General features: G+C 62.0%; 20 protein-coding genes. 4 read left to right on the top strand and 16 right to left on the bottom strand.

Annotated elements, in window-relative coordinates; all coding sequences use genetic code 11:
- The first annotated feature begins 98 nt into the window (after window positions 1-98).
- From ACYP2Q_RS05470 to ACYP2Q_RS05460, 3 genes are all read left to right on the top strand, one after another.
- Complete coding sequence (locus tag ACYP2Q_RS05470) at window positions 99-1,013, top strand: urea transporter (protein WP_459729586.1); 915 nt, start codon at window positions 99-101, stop codon at window positions 1,011-1,013.
- A gap of 21 nt (window positions 1,014-1,034) precedes the next feature.
- Entirely contained in the window at window positions 1,035-1,859 is an 825-nt protein-coding gene (locus ACYP2Q_RS05465) for an ion transporter (RefSeq protein ID WP_459729585.1), read from the top strand.
- Between the two features lie 104 nt (window positions 1,860-1,963).
- Window positions 1,964-2,959: a sulfate ABC transporter substrate-binding protein gene (locus ACYP2Q_RS05460; protein WP_459729584.1), complete on the top strand. Its 996-nt coding sequence runs from the start codon at window positions 1,964-1,966 to the stop codon at window positions 2,957-2,959.
- A 182-nt stretch (window positions 2,960-3,141) separates the two neighbouring features.
- On the opposite strand, the gene ACYP2Q_RS05455 is transcribed toward ACYP2Q_RS05460, so the two are convergent.
- Both ACYP2Q_RS05455 and ACYP2Q_RS05450 read right to left on the bottom strand, forming a co-directional pair.
- Entirely contained in the window at window positions 3,142-3,585 is a 444-nt protein-coding gene (locus tag ACYP2Q_RS05455; protein ID WP_459729583.1) for a hypothetical protein, read from the bottom strand.
- Window positions 3,586-3,683: 98 nt separating this feature from the next.
- Entirely contained in the window at window positions 3,684-4,313 is a 630-nt protein-coding gene (locus tag ACYP2Q_RS05450) for a hypothetical protein (RefSeq protein WP_459729582.1), read from the bottom strand.
- 234 nt (window positions 4,314-4,547) lie between these two features.
- Here ACYP2Q_RS05450 and ACYP2Q_RS05445 point away from each other — a divergent pair, with 234 nt between their 5' ends.
- Window positions 4,548-5,753: an MFS transporter gene (locus ACYP2Q_RS05445; protein WP_459729581.1), complete on the top strand. Its 1,206-nt coding sequence runs from the start codon at window positions 4,548-4,550 to the stop codon at window positions 5,751-5,753.
- A gap of 57 nt (window positions 5,754-5,810) precedes the next feature.
- On the opposite strand, the gene ACYP2Q_RS05440 is transcribed toward ACYP2Q_RS05445, so the two are convergent.
- The 14 genes from ACYP2Q_RS05440 to phnD form a co-directional block, all read right to left on the bottom strand.
- The gene (locus tag ACYP2Q_RS05440) at window positions 5,811-6,215 is read right to left on the bottom strand and encodes a type II toxin-antitoxin system HicB family antitoxin (protein WP_459729580.1); all 405 of its coding nucleotides are present in this window, start codon (window positions 6,213-6,215) and stop codon (window positions 5,811-5,813) included.
- A complete protein-coding gene (locus ACYP2Q_RS05435; RefSeq protein ID WP_459729579.1) occupies window positions 6,215-6,427 on the bottom strand; it encodes a type II toxin-antitoxin system HicA family toxin in 213 nt (70 codons plus the stop codon). The genes ACYP2Q_RS05440 and ACYP2Q_RS05435 overlap by 1 nt, the downstream gene beginning before the upstream one ends.
- A 129-nt stretch (window positions 6,428-6,556) precedes the next feature.
- Complete coding sequence (gene phnP / locus ACYP2Q_RS05430) at window positions 6,557-7,306, bottom strand: phosphonate metabolism protein PhnP (RefSeq protein ID WP_459729578.1); 750 nt, start codon at window positions 7,304-7,306, stop codon at window positions 6,557-6,559.
- Entirely contained in the window at window positions 7,297-7,866 is a 570-nt protein-coding gene (gene phnN / locus ACYP2Q_RS05425) for a phosphonate metabolism protein/1,5-bisphosphokinase (PRPP-forming) PhnN (protein WP_459729577.1), read from the bottom strand. Before phnN ends, phnP begins: the two co-directional genes overlap by 10 nt.
- The gene (locus ACYP2Q_RS05420) at window positions 7,866-9,011 is read right to left on the bottom strand and encodes an alpha-D-ribose 1-methylphosphonate 5-triphosphate diphosphatase (protein WP_459729576.1); all 1,146 of its coding nucleotides are present in this window, start codon (window positions 9,009-9,011) and stop codon (window positions 7,866-7,868) included. The genes phnN and ACYP2Q_RS05420 overlap by 1 nt, the downstream gene beginning before the upstream one ends.
- Window positions 9,001-9,720 carry a phosphonate C-P lyase system protein PhnL gene (phnL, locus tag ACYP2Q_RS05415; RefSeq protein ID WP_459729575.1) on the bottom strand — a complete coding sequence of 240 codons (720 nt, stop codon included), beginning with the start codon at window positions 9,718-9,720 and terminating at the stop codon, window positions 9,001-9,003. Before phnL ends, ACYP2Q_RS05420 begins: the two co-directional genes overlap by 11 nt.
- 28 nt (window positions 9,721-9,748) lie before the next feature.
- Window positions 9,749-10,555 (bottom strand): phosphonate C-P lyase system protein PhnK, encoded by an 807-nt coding sequence (phnK, locus tag ACYP2Q_RS05410; protein WP_459729573.1) that lies wholly within the window; start codon window positions 10,553-10,555, stop codon window positions 9,749-9,751.
- Entirely contained in the window at window positions 10,552-11,424 is an 873-nt protein-coding gene (locus ACYP2Q_RS05405; protein ID WP_223595159.1) for an alpha-D-ribose 1-methylphosphonate 5-phosphate C-P-lyase PhnJ, read from the bottom strand. The genes phnK and ACYP2Q_RS05405 overlap by 4 nt, the downstream gene beginning before the upstream one ends.
- On the bottom strand, window positions 11,417-12,493 hold the full coding sequence (locus ACYP2Q_RS05400) for a carbon-phosphorus lyase complex subunit (protein WP_459729572.1): 1,077 nt from the start codon (window positions 12,491-12,493) through the stop codon (window positions 11,417-11,419). The genes ACYP2Q_RS05405 and ACYP2Q_RS05400 overlap by 8 nt, the downstream gene beginning before the upstream one ends.
- Window positions 12,493-13,083: a phosphonate C-P lyase system protein PhnH gene (gene phnH, locus ACYP2Q_RS05395; RefSeq protein WP_459729571.1), complete on the bottom strand. Its 591-nt coding sequence runs from the start codon at window positions 13,081-13,083 to the stop codon at window positions 12,493-12,495. Before phnH ends, ACYP2Q_RS05400 begins: the two co-directional genes overlap by 1 nt.
- On the bottom strand, window positions 13,083-13,532 hold the full coding sequence (gene phnG, locus ACYP2Q_RS05390; protein WP_459729570.1) for a phosphonate C-P lyase system protein PhnG: 450 nt from the start codon (window positions 13,530-13,532) through the stop codon (window positions 13,083-13,085). Before phnG ends, phnH begins: the two co-directional genes overlap by 1 nt.
- An 11-nt stretch (window positions 13,533-13,543) precedes the next feature.
- Window positions 13,544-14,248, bottom strand: coding sequence for a phosphonate metabolism transcriptional regulator PhnF (gene phnF / locus ACYP2Q_RS05385; RefSeq protein ID WP_459729569.1), 705 nt, complete (start codon window positions 14,246-14,248; stop codon window positions 13,544-13,546).
- Between the two features lie 37 nt (window positions 14,249-14,285).
- Entirely contained in the window at window positions 14,286-15,068 is a 783-nt protein-coding gene (gene phnE, locus ACYP2Q_RS05380; protein ID WP_459729568.1) for a phosphonate ABC transporter, permease protein PhnE, read from the bottom strand.
- A gap of 66 nt (window positions 15,069-15,134) precedes the next feature.
- Window positions 15,135-16,145: a phosphonate ABC transporter substrate-binding protein gene (gene phnD / locus ACYP2Q_RS05375; protein ID WP_459729567.1), complete on the bottom strand. Its 1,011-nt coding sequence runs from the start codon at window positions 16,143-16,145 to the stop codon at window positions 15,135-15,137.
- Window positions 16,146-16,164 lie beyond the last annotated feature (19 nt).

Genomic DNA, 16,164 nt, shown 5'->3' with positions numbered 1-16,164 from the left:
ATACCGGCCTCTTCGCTGGCAAGCCAGCTCCTACAGGGTGTAGGAGCTGGCTTGCCAGCGATGCAGGCGACTCGGTCCCTTTGACTCACAGAATTAAAATGCCTGCCAACCACTTCAACACCCACTGCCCCGACTGGGCCGAAGCCTTGCTCAACGGCTTCAGTCAGATATTCCTCCAGCGCAATCCGCTGTGCGGTTTGCTGATTCTTTCGGCCATCCTGTTCACCGCCCCTGCCCTGCTCGGCGGCGCATTGCTCGGCGGTGTCGCCGGATTGCTCACCGCGCAACGTCGCAACTATGCCAAGGCTGATCGTCAAGCCGGGCTGTTCAGCTACAACGGCGTGTTGCTCGGCCTGCTGCTGAGCCTGTATTTCCCCTGGTCGGCGATGATGCCACCGCTCATCCTGGCCGCCGGCGGCCTGAGTGCGATGATCACTCAACAATGGCTCAAACGCGTCCGGTTCAGCCAATTCCTCCCCGCGTACACCGCGCCATTCGTCGTGTTGAGCTGGGTGCTGCTGTGTTTCGCCACGCCCTCGACAGAGGCGCACTTGATCGAGGTCAGCACACTGAACATGCTCGCCGCGCCCCTCAAGGGCCTCGGCCAGGTGATGTTCCTCGGTCATCCGTTGGCCGGGGCCATGATTGCCGCCGGTTTGCTGATCGCCGATCGTCGCGCCTTCTGCTGGGCGTTGCTGGCGTCTATTGCCGGCATGGGTTGGAGCCTGTTGCACCATGACTTCTACACCGCATTGCTGGGCCTGGGTGGCTATAACGCCGTGCTCGCCGCCCTCGCCTTCAGCACCCAGCGCCAGCAGCCGTGGCTGCCACTGCTGGGTATCGCCGCAGCGCTGCTGCTGACGCCGATGTTTGCCGCTATCGGCCTGCCCACCCTGACTGCGCCGTTCATCCTCGCCGGCTGGCTGATCCGAACGGTGGCCCAAGTGCTCGGCAAAGCGCGGGGCGCCAGTGCGCCTTGCGCTCCTGGGGAGAATCAACCTAGGCTGCGCTGATCATTGAGTCAGGCGTTATCCATGGACAGCAGCAAAAACTGGCGTGAAGACCTTTACGTCATGATTTTCCAGAGCGACACCAAGGCGGGTCGGCGCTTCGACGGCATCTTGCTGTTGATCATCCTCGCCAGCCTGGTGATCGTGATGCTCGACAGCATCGATACCGTTCACCGCAACTACGCCGACGTGCTGGCGTATATCGAGTGGGGCTTCACCGTCATCTTCGCCATCGAATATGGCCTGCGCCTGTACTGTTCGCCCAAGCCCCTGCGCTACGCCTTCAGTTTTTATGGACTGGTGGATCTGCTGGCGATCGTGCCCGGCATCCTCGCGCTGTATTACGCCGATGCGCAGTACCTGTTGATTATCCGGATCATCCGGATGCTGCGGATTTTCCGCGTGCTCAAGCTGAGCCCCTACCTGAAACAAGCCAACTACCTGATGTCCGCGCTGCGCGGCAGCAAGCAGAAGATCGTGGTGTTCCTGGTGAGTGTCTGCACCCTGGTGACGGTATTCGGCACGCTGATGTATGTGATCGAAGGCCCGGAGCACGGCTTTACCAGCATTCCCAAGGGCATCTATTGGGCGATCGTGACGCTGACCACCGTGGGCTTTGGCGACATCGTGCCGAAGACGCCATTGGGCCAGGTGATTTCTTCGCTGGTGATGATCACCGGCTACTCGATCATCGCCGTGCCGACCGGTATTTTCACCGCCGAACTGGCCAACGCCATGCGCGGTGAGCAGTTGCAACACGACTGCCCGGTGTGCCAGAAAAACAGCCATGAACACGGCGCCGCGTTTTGCTCGCGTTGCGGCAATGCGTTATTCAAGAAACTGGAATAAGCAAAGAGCTTTTTAATCTTTAAACGACTATGCGAGCCCGGCTATAGTCGCTGGCAAATTGCCTGTTTTTAAATAAAAACATCTTCTCGAACAAGGAATTCGCAGTGAAAAAACTCTTTGGCGCCTCACTTCTGGCCGCTGGCCTGGCACTGTCAAGCATGGCTCACGCCGCACCGACCCTGCTCAACGTTTCCTACGACGTGATGCGCGATTTCTACAAGGACTACAACACTGCGTTCCAGAAACACTGGCAAGCCGAACACAATGAAAACATCACCCTGCAGATGTCCTTCGGCGGCTCCAGCAAACAGGCGCGTTCGGTCATCGATGGCCTGCCCGCTGACGTGATCACCATGAACATGGCCACCGACATCAACGCCCTGGCCGATAACGGCAAACTGGTTCCGGACAACTGGGTGACCCGCCTGCCGAACAACAGTGCGCCGTTCACCTCAGCCACCGTGTTCATCGTCCGCAAAGGCAACCCGAAAGCCCTGAAAGACTGGCCCGACCTGCTCAAGGACGGCGTGCAGGTCATCGTGCCAAACCCGAAAACCTCGGGTAACGGCCGCTACACCTACCTGTCGGCCTGGGGCTACGTGCTGAAGAACGGCGGCGACGAGAACAAGGCCAAGGACTTCGTCGGCAAGCTGTTCAAGCAAGCCCCGGTGCTCGATACCGGTGGCCGCGCCGCGACGACCACGTTCATGACCAACCAGATCGGCGACGTGCTGGTGACCTTCGAAAACGAAGCGGAAATGATCGCCCGCGAGTTTGGCCGCGATCAGTTCGAAGTGATCTACCCAAGCGTCTCCGCCGAAGCCGAGCCTCCGGTGTCGGTGGTCGACAAGACCGTCGACAAGAAAGGCACGCGCGCCGCTGCCGAGGAATACCTGAAGTACCTGTGGTCGCCAGAAGGCCAGGAAATCGCTGCCGCCAACTACTTGCGTCCACGTGACCCGGCCGTGCTGGCCAAGTACACCGACCGCTTCCCGACAGTGGACTTCCTGTCGGTGGAAAAAACCTTCGGTGACTGGCGCACCGTGCAGAAGACCCACTTCAATGATGGCGGGGTTTTCGATCAGATTTACGCCCAGTAATCCCTGAGCCCGAAAAAAAGGCGACCTAAAGAGGTCGCCTTTTTCATGGGCACAACACCTGACCACTGTAGGAGCGAGCTTGCTCGCGAAAAACCAGAGGCCTCTGCTGGGCATCTGGTTTTACACGTTATCGTTCACGACCATCGCGAGCGAGCTCGCCCCTACAGTGGATCGATGGTTACTCAGCTCAGGTTGCCGCAGAAAATAGCCTGGTGACCATCGGCAGGGCTTTCACGCACGACCAGGGCATAGCTGCCCGCTCGCAGCGTTTCCACGGCGACCGGCGCGCTTTTCCAGAAGTACTGGTGCGACGCCGCCGAATAGAACCGCGCATTCGGACCGTCGTTCATGTCATAGGCCGGTTTCGCACCCAGGCTCGTACAGCTTCCTGAATAGATATAGGCCTCCAGACGGCCCGGCAAAGCGCTTCCCATGCTTTCGCCACTGACCGCGAACCAGAACACCGTTGCTTTACCGTCGGACATCATGATGGGCCGGGCGATGTTCCCGGCGTTGATGGAAGTAGCGTTCAGGGGAACGTTGGAGACCTGACTATCAGGCACTGTCGAGCACCCGAAGATCGACCCAACCGCTACCACCAACGCCAGCGAAGATACGATTTTCATCGTGATACTCCCGCTTTGTAAGGACACGTTGAAGTGATCCCCCTGTAGATTCTAGCTGTCAGGGCAAAGCGGGTGCTTCTTCGGATGGTCGGTAGGCGTTACATCGGCGGTGTCACGCCATCCTTGCCCGCCGAGATCGACTGCGCCGTCAGCGTGCCGTCGACACTTTGGCTCACGAATGACACGATTTTCACGCCGACCTTGAGCAAGCTGCGATCGCCCGGAACCAGATTGACGATCGGCACGTCTTCCGGCACCAGGATTTTCTGTTGGCCGCCCTTGTAGTTGACGGTCAACACCCGGCCATTGCTGACCACCAGGTCGCCAACGCTGCCGTTGGTCATGCTGCTGCCCTTGACCAGGTCGAAGGGCCGATGGCCGTCGCCACTGCCCGCCAGCTCCGGTGGGAAGACGTGGACTTCCAGCGCCTTGAGGGTGCCGTCTTCTTGAGGAATGGCTGCCGAGCCGATGTAGCTGCCGGGCTTGATGTCTTCGATATTGGCCAGGGTGACGGCGCGAACCTTGGTGTCCTTGGTCAGGTTGATGACCAGGTTTTCGCCGCTGTTGGCGTGGACTTTCAGCTCGTCCGGGCTTGCGCCCGTGATCTCGCCGCGCACCCCGATGCGCATGCCTGGTGCATCCTCGGCCAAGGCCATGCTTGCAGCGATCAAGCTGATCAGGGTGACAACCGAAACATCGCGAATCAGGTGACGAACCATCGTATTCATGGAATGGCCTTCCTGTGGTCGAACGTGAGAGAGAACATAAGCACGCTATCGAACAAGATGTAAGTGAATGTATTATCGGAGCCCGATATTCTGACGCAACGGTCATCGGTGCACGGCACGCGCGTTCGTCAGTCATTACGCAATGTAATGATCACTATCACTCCAATCTCTCTTCCGTCGTTCCGGCCCGGCCTTTAGCCTGCGCGCTTTCCCTTCTGTTCAGCGAGACACGTTATGAACCCAGCGACCCAGGTGCCCCACGGCACCGCGACAATGACCCGAGGCATGGTGCTGCTGTTTGCCTTCTGCTGCGGTGCGATCGTCGCCAACATCTACTATGCGCAGCCGATCATCGGCCTGATCGCACCGGACATCGGCCTGACCAGCACCATGGCCAGCCTGATCGTGTCGCTGACCCAGATCGGCTATGCCCTGGGCCTGTTCTTCCTCGTGCCCCTGGGTGACCTGCTGGAAAACCGCCGGCTGATGATCATCACCACCCTGGTGGCGATCGCCAGTCTGCTGGGCGCGGCGTTCACCGATCAGCCGAACGTGTTTTTGCTGATTTCGCTGCTGGTAGGCTTCAGCTCGGTGTCGGTGCAGATCCTGATTCCGCTGGCCGCGCACCTGGCACCGGAAGAATCCCGTGGCCGCGTGGTCGGCGGGATCATGGGAGGGTTGTTGCTGGGGATCTTGCTGGCGCGACCGGTGTCCAGCGTGGTGGCCGATTATTTCGGTTGGCGGGCAATGTTTGTGATTGCCGCGCTATTGATGGCAGCGATCAGCATCGTGCTGGCGCTGACTATCCCCAAGCGCCAGCCTGACCATAGCGCGTCCTACGGCCAATTGCTGGGTTCGCTCTGGTCGCTGCTGCGCCAACAACCGGTATTGCGCCAGCGGGCATTTTACCAAGGGTGCATGTTCGCCACGTTCAGCCTGTTCTGGACCGCCGTGCCGCTGGAACTGGCGCGCAACCATGGTCTGTCGCAAAGCCAGATCGCGATCTTCGCTTTGGTCGGCGCAATCGGCGCCATTGCCGCACCTATCGCCGGACGCCTGGCCGACGCCGGTCATACCCGCATCGCGTCATTGCTGGCCCTGCTGTTCGCCAGCCTGAGCTTTCTGCCCGCCTTCATCCATCCGGCCTACAGCGTGATCGGCCTGGCAGTGACCGGCGTGGTCCTGGACTTCTGTGTGCAAATGAACATGGTCCTCGGCCAACGCGCGGTCTACGCCCTGGACGCCAAAAGCCGCAGCCGCCTGAATGCCTTGTACATGACCAGCATTTTCATCGGCGGCGCGTTTGGCTCATCCATAGCCAGTGCGGTGTATGAGCACGGCGGCTGGTTGTGGATCGTGGTGGTCGGCAGTGCGTTTCCACTGGTGGCGTTGTTGCGCTTTCTCAGCGTTTCGCAGAAAACATCGCTGGCGACGGCATAACTCGAGTGCCAGGCGGGCAAGCCGGTTCGCCCGCCAAGGCGCTGTCACCAGTACCCGTCAATTGCGAACCAGTTTCTCCATCGCCGCATCCGCCAGGAATGACGAACGGCTTTTGACATTGTGCTCGCGCACATAGCGGTCGATGCGCTGGATCACGTAGCCGGGCAACGTTACGTTGACCTTCTCGGTCTTGCCCAGGTACGGCGAGATGTCCAGCTCCAGCATGCCCCAGCCCATCTCGGCGAACTCGCGATTGCTGCGATGCACCGTCGCCGAAGTCGGCATCGGAATCGACTCGCCATCCGCCGCCAGCTCCTGCAGCATGATGTGGGCAATTTCGACGGCCGCGTTGTACGCCTCTTCAAAGCTATCCCCGGCGGTTACCGCACCTGGAATATCGGGGATCTGGATACCGATGGCGGTGTGCTCGTCGCCCCATTCGATACAGATTGGATATTGCATTATGGATCTCCTGCGTAACTGGCTGGCGGGCAGAACAGCCCGGCTCGCCTCCTGATGCTCTTGACCGTCCCGACCGGTAAATCCTTCTTCGGATGGGGGACGGGGATGGTGTACGGGTTGTAACGGTGGGTGAAGATGTGATGACTGCCAATGACCCGGTCCAGGGTCCAACCCGCCTCCATCAACTCCTTGATCAATAGCCTGCTCTGCACCACCAGCCTCCTTGCTTTGGCCTGATAAAAATAACCCTAGAGTTATATTTACTCAAGCACAAAAATCGAAGGCATGACGTTTGGTTGTGTTTCGGGGTGTGATGAATGAACAATCAGATCTTTCTGCAGCTAGAGCACACACCCGTCAAATCCCACACTGACATTGCGCGGTAATTCACCCCGATGCTCAATCAACCACGCATCCAGCGTGTGCCCGACATGGGTCAACACCGCTGACTGGGGCTGGAGTTGATCAATACACTGCAAAGCCAGGTTCAGGTCATTGTGGTTACGCGGCGCTTGAGGTTGTGGCGGCATCGAGCAATCGAGCACCAGTAAATCCAGCGGTTCGCGCTGCAGCCAGGTCAATGTGTCCGTCGGCAAACCCACTGTATCGGTCAGGTAGGCGATCCGCCGCCCTTCGCCTTCGAGCAGGTAGCCGAGGGTCGGTCTTGAGTGCAACAGGGGCAGCGCGGTAACGCTCAATGTGCCGAAGGCGCGGGTTTCAAAAGCCTCGAACGGCTGGCTGAAATCCAGAATGCCGGGATGCTTGTAGAGGTCGGCCAGGCCATCCGTGTCGAACGGCCCATGCACCGGGATCACCAACCCCTGCCCCCAGCGCAGATGCAACAAGCCCTGGGCATGATCGGCGTGGTAGTGGGTCTGGAGGATGCCGCTGAAGCTGCGTGGCGGGAACCGTTCGCACAGGTCGCACAGGCCGCTGTCGATCAGCCAGCGTTGGTCGCCGCATTCGATCAGCGCGCAGCACGGGCGACGTTGCCATCGCCCGTCGATGCGTGCCTGCGTACAGGCCACGCACTCACAGCCATAGACCGGAACCTGTCGTGCATCACCGGTACCCAGTAACGTCAGGCGCATGCAGACTGCTCGTCAATGCAGGCGAGCAGGCGCTCCACCGTATTCTCCAATGCTCCGGAGTTGTCGAGCACCAGCAGCCTCGGGTCGTTGTCGGCAAGGACGTGTTTGTTGAAACGGGCATTGCGCGCCAGCCGTGCATCGATTTCCGCCACGGATTCCCGTCCTCGCGCCAGCAAACGCTCGCACAACACCGCTTGGTCCACGGTCAACAACACCACCAGCATGTGCGGATAACGCTCGCGGGCGTTGTGCAAATGCCCGCGCGAGCCATTGACCAGCACGTCATTACCCGCGGCCAGCCAGCCGTCGATTTCCTTCGGGATGCCATAGGACAGGCCATTGGCATGCCAGCTCAGGGCGAACGCGCCCTGGGCCTGCATCTCGGCGAACTGCTGCGCACTGACGCCCAGCGCTGCCTCGCCCACAGCTTCCGCCGAACGCGTGATGACCCGCCGCACGATGCGGCAGCCGCGTTCGGCCAAGCGTGCCCGCGCGGCATCGAGCAGGCTGTCCTTGCCCGAACCCGAAGGCCCGATGAGATAGATCAACCTGCCTGCCATCAAAACACCCTCTTCGCTTGTCGCCATACTTGCTGGACCACCGGTAAACCATCCTGACTGCGCGCCTGGATCAGGTCGGCGCGCAAGCCTACTGCAATCTCGCCGCGATCATTGAGCCCGGCAGCCCGCGCCGGGTTCAGGCTGACCATGCGCACGGCCTCGGGCAAGCCGATCCGGTCGCTCTGCGCCGCCAGCGCGAACGCCGATTGCAACAGGCTCGCCGGGTAGTAGTCGCTGGACAGGATATCCAGCAGCCCTTCAGCGGCCAGTTCGGCGGCGGCGACGTTACCCGAGTGCGAACCCCCGCGTACGATGTTCGGTGCGCCCATCAACACGTTCATGCCCCGCTCCCGGCAACCGCGCGCCGCTTCGAGGGTGGTCGGGAACTCGGCAATGGTCATGCCGTAGCGCGCCGACTCTTCGACGTGGGCCAGGGTCGCGTCGTCATGGCTGGCCACGGACAACCCGAGGGCCAGGCAATGTTCGACAATCGCGGCGCGATAACGGTCACTGTAGGTGCGCGAATTGGCCATCTGCAAGGCGATGAATTCATCCATCTGCGTGGTGGTCAGGTGGTACTTGCCCATGTAGTACTCACGGTACTTGGATTCCAGCACGAACTGGCGCTGACCCGGCGAGTGGTCCATCACCGACACCAGTTGCACCAGCGGGTTTTCCACCAGGTCACGGAATACGCTCAGGGTGTCCGGGTGGCACAACTCGCAGCGCAAGTGCAAACGGTGCTCGGCGCGGGTCAAGCCGGCGTCGCAGGCCTTGGCAATCGCATCGAGCATCGCAGGCAATTTCTGCATGCGATTGCCTTTGGGGTTCACGTCGCCAATGGACACCGCGTCGAACACCGTGGTGATACCGGCCGCGATGATCTGCGCATCGTGGCTGAGCACCGCCGGCACCGACGGCCAGTCCACACCGGGACGCGGGGTCATGTGGCGTTCCAGATTGTCGGTGTGCAACTCCACCAGGCCGGGCAGCAAGTAATCGCCGTTGAGGTCCACGGCCTGGGCCACGCGGCTCGGGCCTTCGGCCACTTCGGCGATCAAACCGTCGCGCAGCACCACGGTGCCGTAGAACACCCGGTCAGCGCTGACCACTTGAGCGTTGCTGAGGATCTGTTCAACGGGCATCGGCGTATTCCTTTTCGGTCACAGCGGCGCAAGTCATGTCGAGATGGCGATCGGCAACCGCCTCGCGGGCGACGCGGTCGTGGAAGATGCCGATCAGTGCGGCACCGGCTTCCTTGGCTTCATTGATCAGTTGCAGCACCACTTGACGATTGCTGTCGTCGAGGGACGCCGTCGGCTCGTCGAGCAACATCACCGGCCACGCCACCATGAAACCGCGGGCGATGTTGACCCGTTGCTGCTCGCCCCCGGAGAAGGTGCCGGGCGCCAGTTGCCACAGGCGTTGCGGGATGTTCAAGCGCGTGAGCAACAGTTCGGCACGCGACTGCGCCAGGTGCCTGGACCAGCCACGGGCCAGCGCCGGCTCCATCACCACGTCCAGGCACGCCACCCGCGGAATCACCCGCAAGAACTGACTGACATAACCCAGGGTGCGCTGACGCACTTGCAGGATGTCCCGGGGTTCGGCACCGACCAGTTCCAGCTTCTGGCCGTCATGCTGCACGCGAATGCTGCCGCCCGCCGGCAGGTAATTGCCATACAAGGTGCGCAGCAAGGTGCTTTTGCCAGCGCCGGACTGGCCGTGCAGCACCAGGCATTCACCGGCCGCCACGCTGAAATCCACCCCACGCAGCACATTGAGGACCACGCCATGCTGTTGATGCAGGGTGAAGGTTTTCGAGAGGTCACGGACCTCGATCAAGGTATTCATCGCTCGGTTTCCACAGTTGGACGGGGCTTCACGGCTGCAACACCGAAGACACCAGCAGTTGCGAATAAGGGTGCTGCGGATCGTCGAGGATCTGGTCGGTCAGCCCGGTCTCCACCACCCGCGAGCGGCGCATCACCATCAAGCGATCGGCCAGCAGCCGCGCCACCGCCAGGTCGTGGGTGACGATCACCACGGCCAGGTCCAGCTCACGCACCAGGCCGCGCAGCAAGTCGAGCAAGCGCGCCTGCACCGACACATCGAGGCCACCGGTCGGTTCGTCCATGAACACCAGGCGCGGGCTCGACACCAGGTTGCGGGCGATCTGCAGGCGCTGCTGCATGCCGCCGGAAAAGGTCCGGGGCAAGTCGTCGATGCGCTGCGGGTCGATTTCCACCTGGCTCAGCCAATCCAGCCCGGCCCCGCGCAATTGCTGGTAATTGCGCACACCCTGGGCCATCAGGCGCTCGCCGATGTTGGCGCCGGCGGACACGCCCATGCGCAAGCCGTCGCGCGGGTTCTGCTCGACGAAACCCCATTCGGTGCGCAGCAGGGTCCGCCGTTCGGCTTCGCTGGCGCTGTAGAGGTCCAGCCATTGGCCGTGTTTGTCGCGATACCCGATACGACCACGCTGCGGTGGCAGGCGTCCGCTGAGCAGCGAAAGCAAGGTCGATTTACCCGAGCCGGATTCGCCGACGATCCCCAGCACCTCACCGGGGTACAAATCGAAGCTGACGTCCTGGCAGCCCTTTTCCGCACCGTACAACAGCGACAGGTCACGCACTTGCAGCAAGGGCTCGGTGGCTACGGACAGATCGTTTTTCAGCGCCTGGTTCATTGGCCCTGCTCCTGCTGGCTGACGCGCTGGGCGCAGTAATACGTGTCGGAACAGACGAAGCTCTGGGTGCCGGCGTCGTCGAGGATCAGCTCGTCGAGGAAGGACTCACGGCTGCCGCAGATGGCGCAGCACTCTTCCCACTTCTGCGCTTCGAACGGGTGATCCTCGAAGTCGAGGCTGGTCACCCTGGTGTACGGCGGTACCGCGTACAGGCGCTTTTCCCGGCCAGCACCGAACAGCATCAGCGCCGGGCTCATGTCGAGTTTCGGGTTGTCGAATTTGGGGATCGGCGACGGGTCCATCACGTAGCGCTCGTCGACCATCACCGGGTAGGCATACGCGGTCGCGATATGGCCGAAGGTGGCGATGTCTTCGTAGAGCTTGACGTGCATGACCCCGTAGTCGTTGAGGGCGTGCATGGTCCGCGTCTCGGTTTCCGAGGGCTCGATAAAGCGCAGCGGCTCGGGAATCGGCACCTGGTAAACCATGATCTGGTCGGCGTGCAGCGGCGTTTCCGGGATGCGGTGGCGGGTCTGGATCACCGTCGCGTCGGGCGTGCTTTCAGTGGTGGCAACGCCAGCGGTGCGGGCGAAAAACCTGCGGATCGACACGGCGTTGGTGGTGTCGTCCGCGCCCTGGTCGATCACCTTGAGCACGTCGTCGTCACCGAGAATCGCCGCAGTCAACTGCATGCCACCGGTGCCCCAGCCATAAGGCAACGGCATCTCGCGGCCGCCGAACGGCACCTGGTAACCGGGGATCGCCACGGCCTTGAGCAAGGCGCGGCGGATCATGCGCTTGGTCTGTTCATCGAGGTAGGCAAAGTTGTACGCCGCATCGCGCACGGGGGCCTGGCTCAGGTCATTCATGGTTGTTGCCCTCGGCAGGCTTGCGCAGTTTGCGGATCAGTTCCAGTTCGGCCTGGAAGTCCACGTAGTGAGGTAACTTGAGGTGCGAGACGAAGCCGGCCGCCTCGACGTTGTCGCAATGCATCAACACGAACTCTTCCTGCTGTGCTGGCGAGACGATCTCTTCGTTGTACTCGTCGGCGCGCAATGCCCGGTCGACGAGCGCCATGCCCATGGCCTTGCGCTCGGCATGCCCAAAGGCCAGGCCGTAGCCGCGGGTAAACTGCGCCAGCTCCGTGGCCGAGCCGACGAACTGGTTGACCATCTCGCACTCGGTGACTTCGATGCTGCCCAGGTTGATCGGGAAACCCAGTTCTTCCGGATCGATCCACACCTGGACTTCGCCGATGCGGATCTCCCCGGCAAAGGGATGGTTACGGCCATAACCGCGCTGAGTGGAATAACCCAATGCCAACAGAAAACCTTCGTCACCACGGGCCAGGGCCTGCAGGCGCTGGGCGCGGCTGGCCGGCAGTTCCAGCGGGTCGCGGGTGATGTCCGCCACGCTTTCTCCATTGTCGGATTCGGTCTTGATCAAGCCTTCCTGCGCCAGCAAACCGAGGACGCGCGGACAGGCTTCGAGGCGGGCATCGGGCGTGACTTGCGGCCCCGGATACTCGCCTTCGGCCAGCAGCGCAAAATCCAGCAGACGATGGGTGTAGTCAAAGGTCGGGCCGAGCAGTTGCCCACCGGGCACGTCCTTGAACGTTGCGGACAAGCGCCGGCTCAGTTGCATGTCCTGGGTGTCGATCGGCAGGCTCGGGCACAAGCGCGGCAACGTGGTGCGGTAGGCACGCAACAGGAATATCGCTTCCACCAGGTCCCCCGCCGCCTGCTTGATCGCCAGCGCGGCCAGTTCTTCGTCGTACAGCGAGCCTTCGCTCATCACCCGCGCCACGGCGAGCGGCAGTTGCTGGCGGATCTGCTCGACGCCGAGCTCGGCAACCGAGGTATCGCCCCGGCGTTTTTTCGCCAGCAGGCGGTGGGCATTGTCGATGGCCTGTTCGCCACCCTTGACGGCTACGTACATCAGGCACGCTCCTCTGCGATGCGGGTGCTGCGGGGCAGGCCGATCAGGTCATGGTCGGCGGTAAAAAACAGGTCCAGGCCACGGGGAAATTCGTTGCTTCTTTCACGTTCGCACCAGAAGCCCTCGGCGACTGGCAGCGCTACGGCGTGTTCGGTTTCGATCCCCGGTCCGCGCCACTTCAGCCCTGCCCCGCCGTCGAGGCTCGGCAGCTGGACCAGCAAGGTGCAGGACTGATCGGGGTAACGGTCGTTGCCGGTATCGAAGCCGCTCAGGTCCGCCAGATCGTCAGCGGCGAGCAAGGCAAACCGTGCGTCTTCACGCTTGCCGGACAGCGGGCAACCGCAATGGAACGCCAGGTTGGCGCGAATCAATGGCGTGTCGAACGACGGCGCCAGCCACAGCGGCGTGTCGACATCCAGCAGCGCCAGGCACAGCGCGTAGGTCGCTGGCGCCAGGCCTTCGAGGCTCGGTGTGGCGTGCAGAGTCTGGATCAGACCGGGGCCGGCCAAGGCCTTGAGTGCCGCGCGAAAACCGCGCTGGGCGTCCAGCACCGGATCGCTGAAGGCCGGTAACAACAGCTGTGCGCTCATCAGTTTTCTCCTCGCACGAGGGTGAAGAATTCGACTTTGGTGGCGGCGGTTTGCGCCTCTTTTTGCGCCCGGCGTTCGGCCTGGACAGTCGCCAGCGGCGTGATCATGTCCGCCAGCCAGCGACGCTGTTGCGCGCCCTGCAAATGCGCGTCGGCCAGGGCGGCGAGTTCCGCATGGACCTTGTCGCGCCCCGCCAGGTAGCTGTAGCCGGTACGGCCATCGGCCAGGCGCACCACGCAGCGGGTCACGCTCATTTCGCCGACGTTGAACGGCGCGCCGTTACCGCCCATGCGGCCACGGACCAGGGTCATGCCGATTTCCGGGGCGCGGATCAGTTGGTATTCGATGTCGCGCAGGGCGGCTTCGAAGGGCTGCATTTCACGGCGACTGGCGCGGGCCAGCACACCGATCCAGTGCTGCCGTTCGGTGTGAGGAACTGGGTTTTGCATTGAGTTCTCCATCAGGTGACGACCTGGTACTGGAAGCGATCCGAACGACTGGTGGACTGGGCCAGCTCCACCGCACGGCCATCGCGATCGCGGGAAAGGGTGAACACACTCAGCGCCGGCAAATGCCGGGGCATCAGTAGCAGCGCGGCTTCTTCGCGGTTGGGCAAGCGGGCGCCGATCAGGCTCTGGGTGCGGGTCAGCGGCAGGTCGCGTTCGCGCAGGTACTGACGCAGCGAGCCGCCGTTGTAGTCCGCCAGCAGCGGCGCGTGACTGGCGCAGTAGCGATGGCGGATCAGGCTGACCGGCTGGTTGTCGAGCTTGCGCAGGGTCTGCAACTCGATCATCGGCGCCATCTCGGCGATCCCCAGGTGCTGCGCTTCTTCACGGCTGGCGAAGCAGTAACGGCGCTTGAGCAGCAGCGCCTCGACGCCCAGGCCCTGGGCCGACAACGACTGGCTGTAGGCGCTGTCCGCGGTCATCGAATAAATCAGCGGCCGTTCCAGCACCTGGGTGCCCTTGCCCTGGCGCCGCAGCAGGCTGCCTTCGAACACCAGCTCATCGATGGCGCGGCGCAAGGTATGGCGATTGACCCCGAAGCGTTCGGCCAACTGCACTTCCGCCGGAAGGAAATCGCCGGCGCGGTATTCCGCCAGCTCCCGACGCAGGATGTCGGCCAATTCGCGGTACACCGGCTCATCTTGTCTAGACAACTGCATGCTTTAAAAAAAGCGCCCGCAGGCACCCCTCCGAAAATCAGATGAACTGCTTGCGCAGGCGTTGCGACAGGATGTCGATCAGGCTGACGACGACGATGATCACCAGCAGTACGGCGCAGGTCTGGACGAACTGGAAGGCGCGGATGTTCTCCCAGAGAATCACGCCGATCCCGCCGGCCCCGACCATCCCCACCACCGTCGCCGAGCGCACGTTGGCCTCGAACCGATACAGCGCGTAGGACACCCACAGCGGCATCACTTGCGGGATCACCCCGTAGATCACTTCTTGCAAGGCACTGGCACCGGTGGCTCGTACGCCTTCGACCGGGCCTGGGTCAATCGCCTCGATCGCTTCGGCGAACAGCTTGGCGAGTACGCCGGTGGTGCTGATCCACAGCGCCAGCACGCCGGCAAACGGGCCCAGGCCGACGGCCACCACGAACAACATGGCGAACACCATTTCGTTGATCGAACGGAAGGCGTCCATCACCCGGCGCAGCGGTTGGTGTATCCACCAGGGGGTGATGTTTTCCGAGCAGAGAATGCCCAGCGGCACCGAGCAGATGATTGCCAGCACCGTGCCCCACAGGGCGATCTGAACGGTGACGAGCATTTCCTTGAGGTACGCGCGCCATTCATGGAAGTCCGGTGGGAAGAAATCCGCGGCGAAGGTCGCCATGTTTCCCGAGTCGCGGTACAGCGCCATCGGGTTCATCTCGGCGCCATGCCAGGCCCAGGCCAGCAGGACCAGGAACAGGCCCCAACCGGCGTACTGCGGCCAGGAACGCTTGCCGACAGCTTCAGCGTGCATTGTGGTCATGAGGTTTTCTCTAAAATTTTCCGATTGCATTGGCTGACGCAGCCCCCTGTGGGTCCGCGTAATGGATCAGCCAGCGTTGGCGGTCTTTTTGTCGCTCTTCTCGAGCAAGGTGATGCGCTCCTGCAGCTTGGCCAGTTCGGCATCGATTTGCGCGAGCTTCCTGGCCTTGTCCGCCTCTTCAAGCTTGCTGTCGGCACTGATCGTGCTGCGCTGCTTGAACAGTTCGAGCTGGCGGATCGGCAGCAACTGGTCGTCGCTGGATTTGAGGAACTTGCCCAGCTGCATACCCGCCAGCACGGCTTTCTCGGAGTCGGTATCGCCATAGCTGAAGATGAAATCGCGGATCTTCTGCTTCTCGCTGTCGCTCAGCGCCTTGCTCCATACCAACGGGTCGGCAGGAATCAGCGGCGACTTCCAGATCACCTTGAGCAGTGCAGCCTTGTCCGGCTGGGTGACTTCCAGGCGATCCCAGCTTTCGGTGTTGAAGGTCGCCACATCCAGTTGCCCCTTGGCCACGCTCAAGGCGTTGACCTCGTGGCTGGAGTTGAGGGTGCGCTTGAACGCGGTGGCGGCATCGACGTTGTTCTTGGCGAACACGTAGTAGCCCGGCACCAGGTAGCCCGAGGTGGAGTTCGGGTCGCCGTTGCCGAAGGTCAGGTTCCTGGCGTTCTTGAGCATGTCGTCGACGGAATTGATCGGGCTGTCCTTGCGCGCGATCAACAGGCTCCAGTAGCCGGCGGCACCGCTGGCCGCGGCGGTCTGGGCGAAGATCTCGCCGTTGGAGCGGTCCACCGCTTCGATGGCGGCCTTGTTGCCCAGCCAGGCAACGTCGACCTTGTTGAAGCGCATGCCCTGGATCAGCCCGGCATAGTCGGACGCGAAAGTGGCGTTGATCTTCAGGCCGGTCTGCTTGTGCATGTCATCCAGGAACGGCTGCCAGATGCTCTTGAGGTTCTGCGAGGACTCGGTGGACATGATGCCGAAGTTGATGGCTTTTTCTTCAGCCTGGGCGGTGCCCAATACACAGGTGGCGAGCAGTGCTGCGCCAGCAAAAACGCGACCGATACGGTTCAACATGGAAGGGTTTCCTGAGGGT

The organism is Pseudomonas sp. MHK4 (genome assembly GCF_054600775.1).
Note: the sequence above shows the minus strand (reverse complement) of the source record. Positions and strands in the feature narration are given on the sequence as shown.

Bases quoted from the DNA above. Each gene is read 5' to 3' on its own strand.
- ACYP2Q_RS05470 (WP_459729586.1), top strand. From the start codon at position 99: ATGCCTGCCAACCACTTCAACACCCACTGCCCCGACTGGGCCGAAGCC.
- ACYP2Q_RS05465 (WP_459729585.1), top strand. From the start codon at position 1,035: ATGGACAGCAGCAAAAACTGGCGTGAAGACCTTTACGTCATGATTTTC.
- ACYP2Q_RS05455 (WP_459729583.1), bottom strand. From the start codon at position 3,585: ATGAAAATCGTATCTTCGCTGGCGTTGGTGGTAGCGGTTGGGTCGATC.
- ACYP2Q_RS05450 (WP_459729582.1), bottom strand. From the start codon at position 4,313: ATGAATACGATGGTTCGTCACCTGATTCGCGATGTTTCGGTTGTCACC.
- ACYP2Q_RS05445 (WP_459729581.1), top strand. From the start codon at position 4,548: ATGAACCCAGCGACCCAGGTGCCCCACGGCACCGCGACAATGACCCGA.
- ACYP2Q_RS05440 (WP_459729580.1), bottom strand. From the start codon at position 6,215: ATGCAATATCCAATCTGTATCGAATGGGGCGACGAGCACACCGCCATC.
- phnP (WP_459729578.1), bottom strand. From the start codon at position 7,306: ATGCGCCTGACGTTACTGGGTACCGGTGATGCACGACAGGTTCCGGTC.
- phnN (WP_459729577.1), bottom strand. From the start codon at position 7,866: ATGGCAGGCAGGTTGATCTATCTCATCGGGCCTTCGGGTTCGGGCAAG.
- ACYP2Q_RS05420 (WP_459729576.1), bottom strand. From the start codon at position 9,011: ATGCCCGTTGAACAGATCCTCAGCAACGCTCAAGTGGTCAGCGCTGAC.
- phnL (WP_459729575.1), bottom strand. From the start codon at position 9,720: ATGAATACCTTGATCGAGGTCCGTGACCTCTCGAAAACCTTCACCCTG.
- phnK (WP_459729573.1), bottom strand. From the start codon at position 10,555: ATGAACCAGGCGCTGAAAAACGATCTGTCCGTAGCCACCGAGCCCTTG.
- ACYP2Q_RS05405 (WP_223595159.1), bottom strand. From the start codon at position 11,424: ATGAATGACCTGAGCCAGGCCCCCGTGCGCGATGCGGCGTACAACTTT.
- ACYP2Q_RS05400 (WP_459729572.1), bottom strand. From the start codon at position 12,493: ATGTACGTAGCCGTCAAGGGTGGCGAACAGGCCATCGACAATGCCCAC.
- phnH (WP_459729571.1), bottom strand. From the start codon at position 13,083: ATGAGCGCACAGCTGTTGTTACCGGCCTTCAGCGATCCGGTGCTGGAC.
- phnG (WP_459729570.1), bottom strand. From the start codon at position 13,532: ATGCAAAACCCAGTTCCTCACACCGAACGGCAGCACTGGATCGGTGTG.
- phnF (WP_459729569.1), bottom strand. From the start codon at position 14,248: ATGCAGTTGTCTAGACAAGATGAGCCGGTGTACCGCGAATTGGCCGAC.
- phnE (WP_459729568.1), bottom strand. From the start codon at position 15,068: ATGACCACAATGCACGCTGAAGCTGTCGGCAAGCGTTCCTGGCCGCAG.
- phnD (WP_459729567.1), bottom strand. From the start codon at position 16,145: ATGTTGAACCGTATCGGTCGCGTTTTTGCTGGCGCAGCACTGCTCGCC.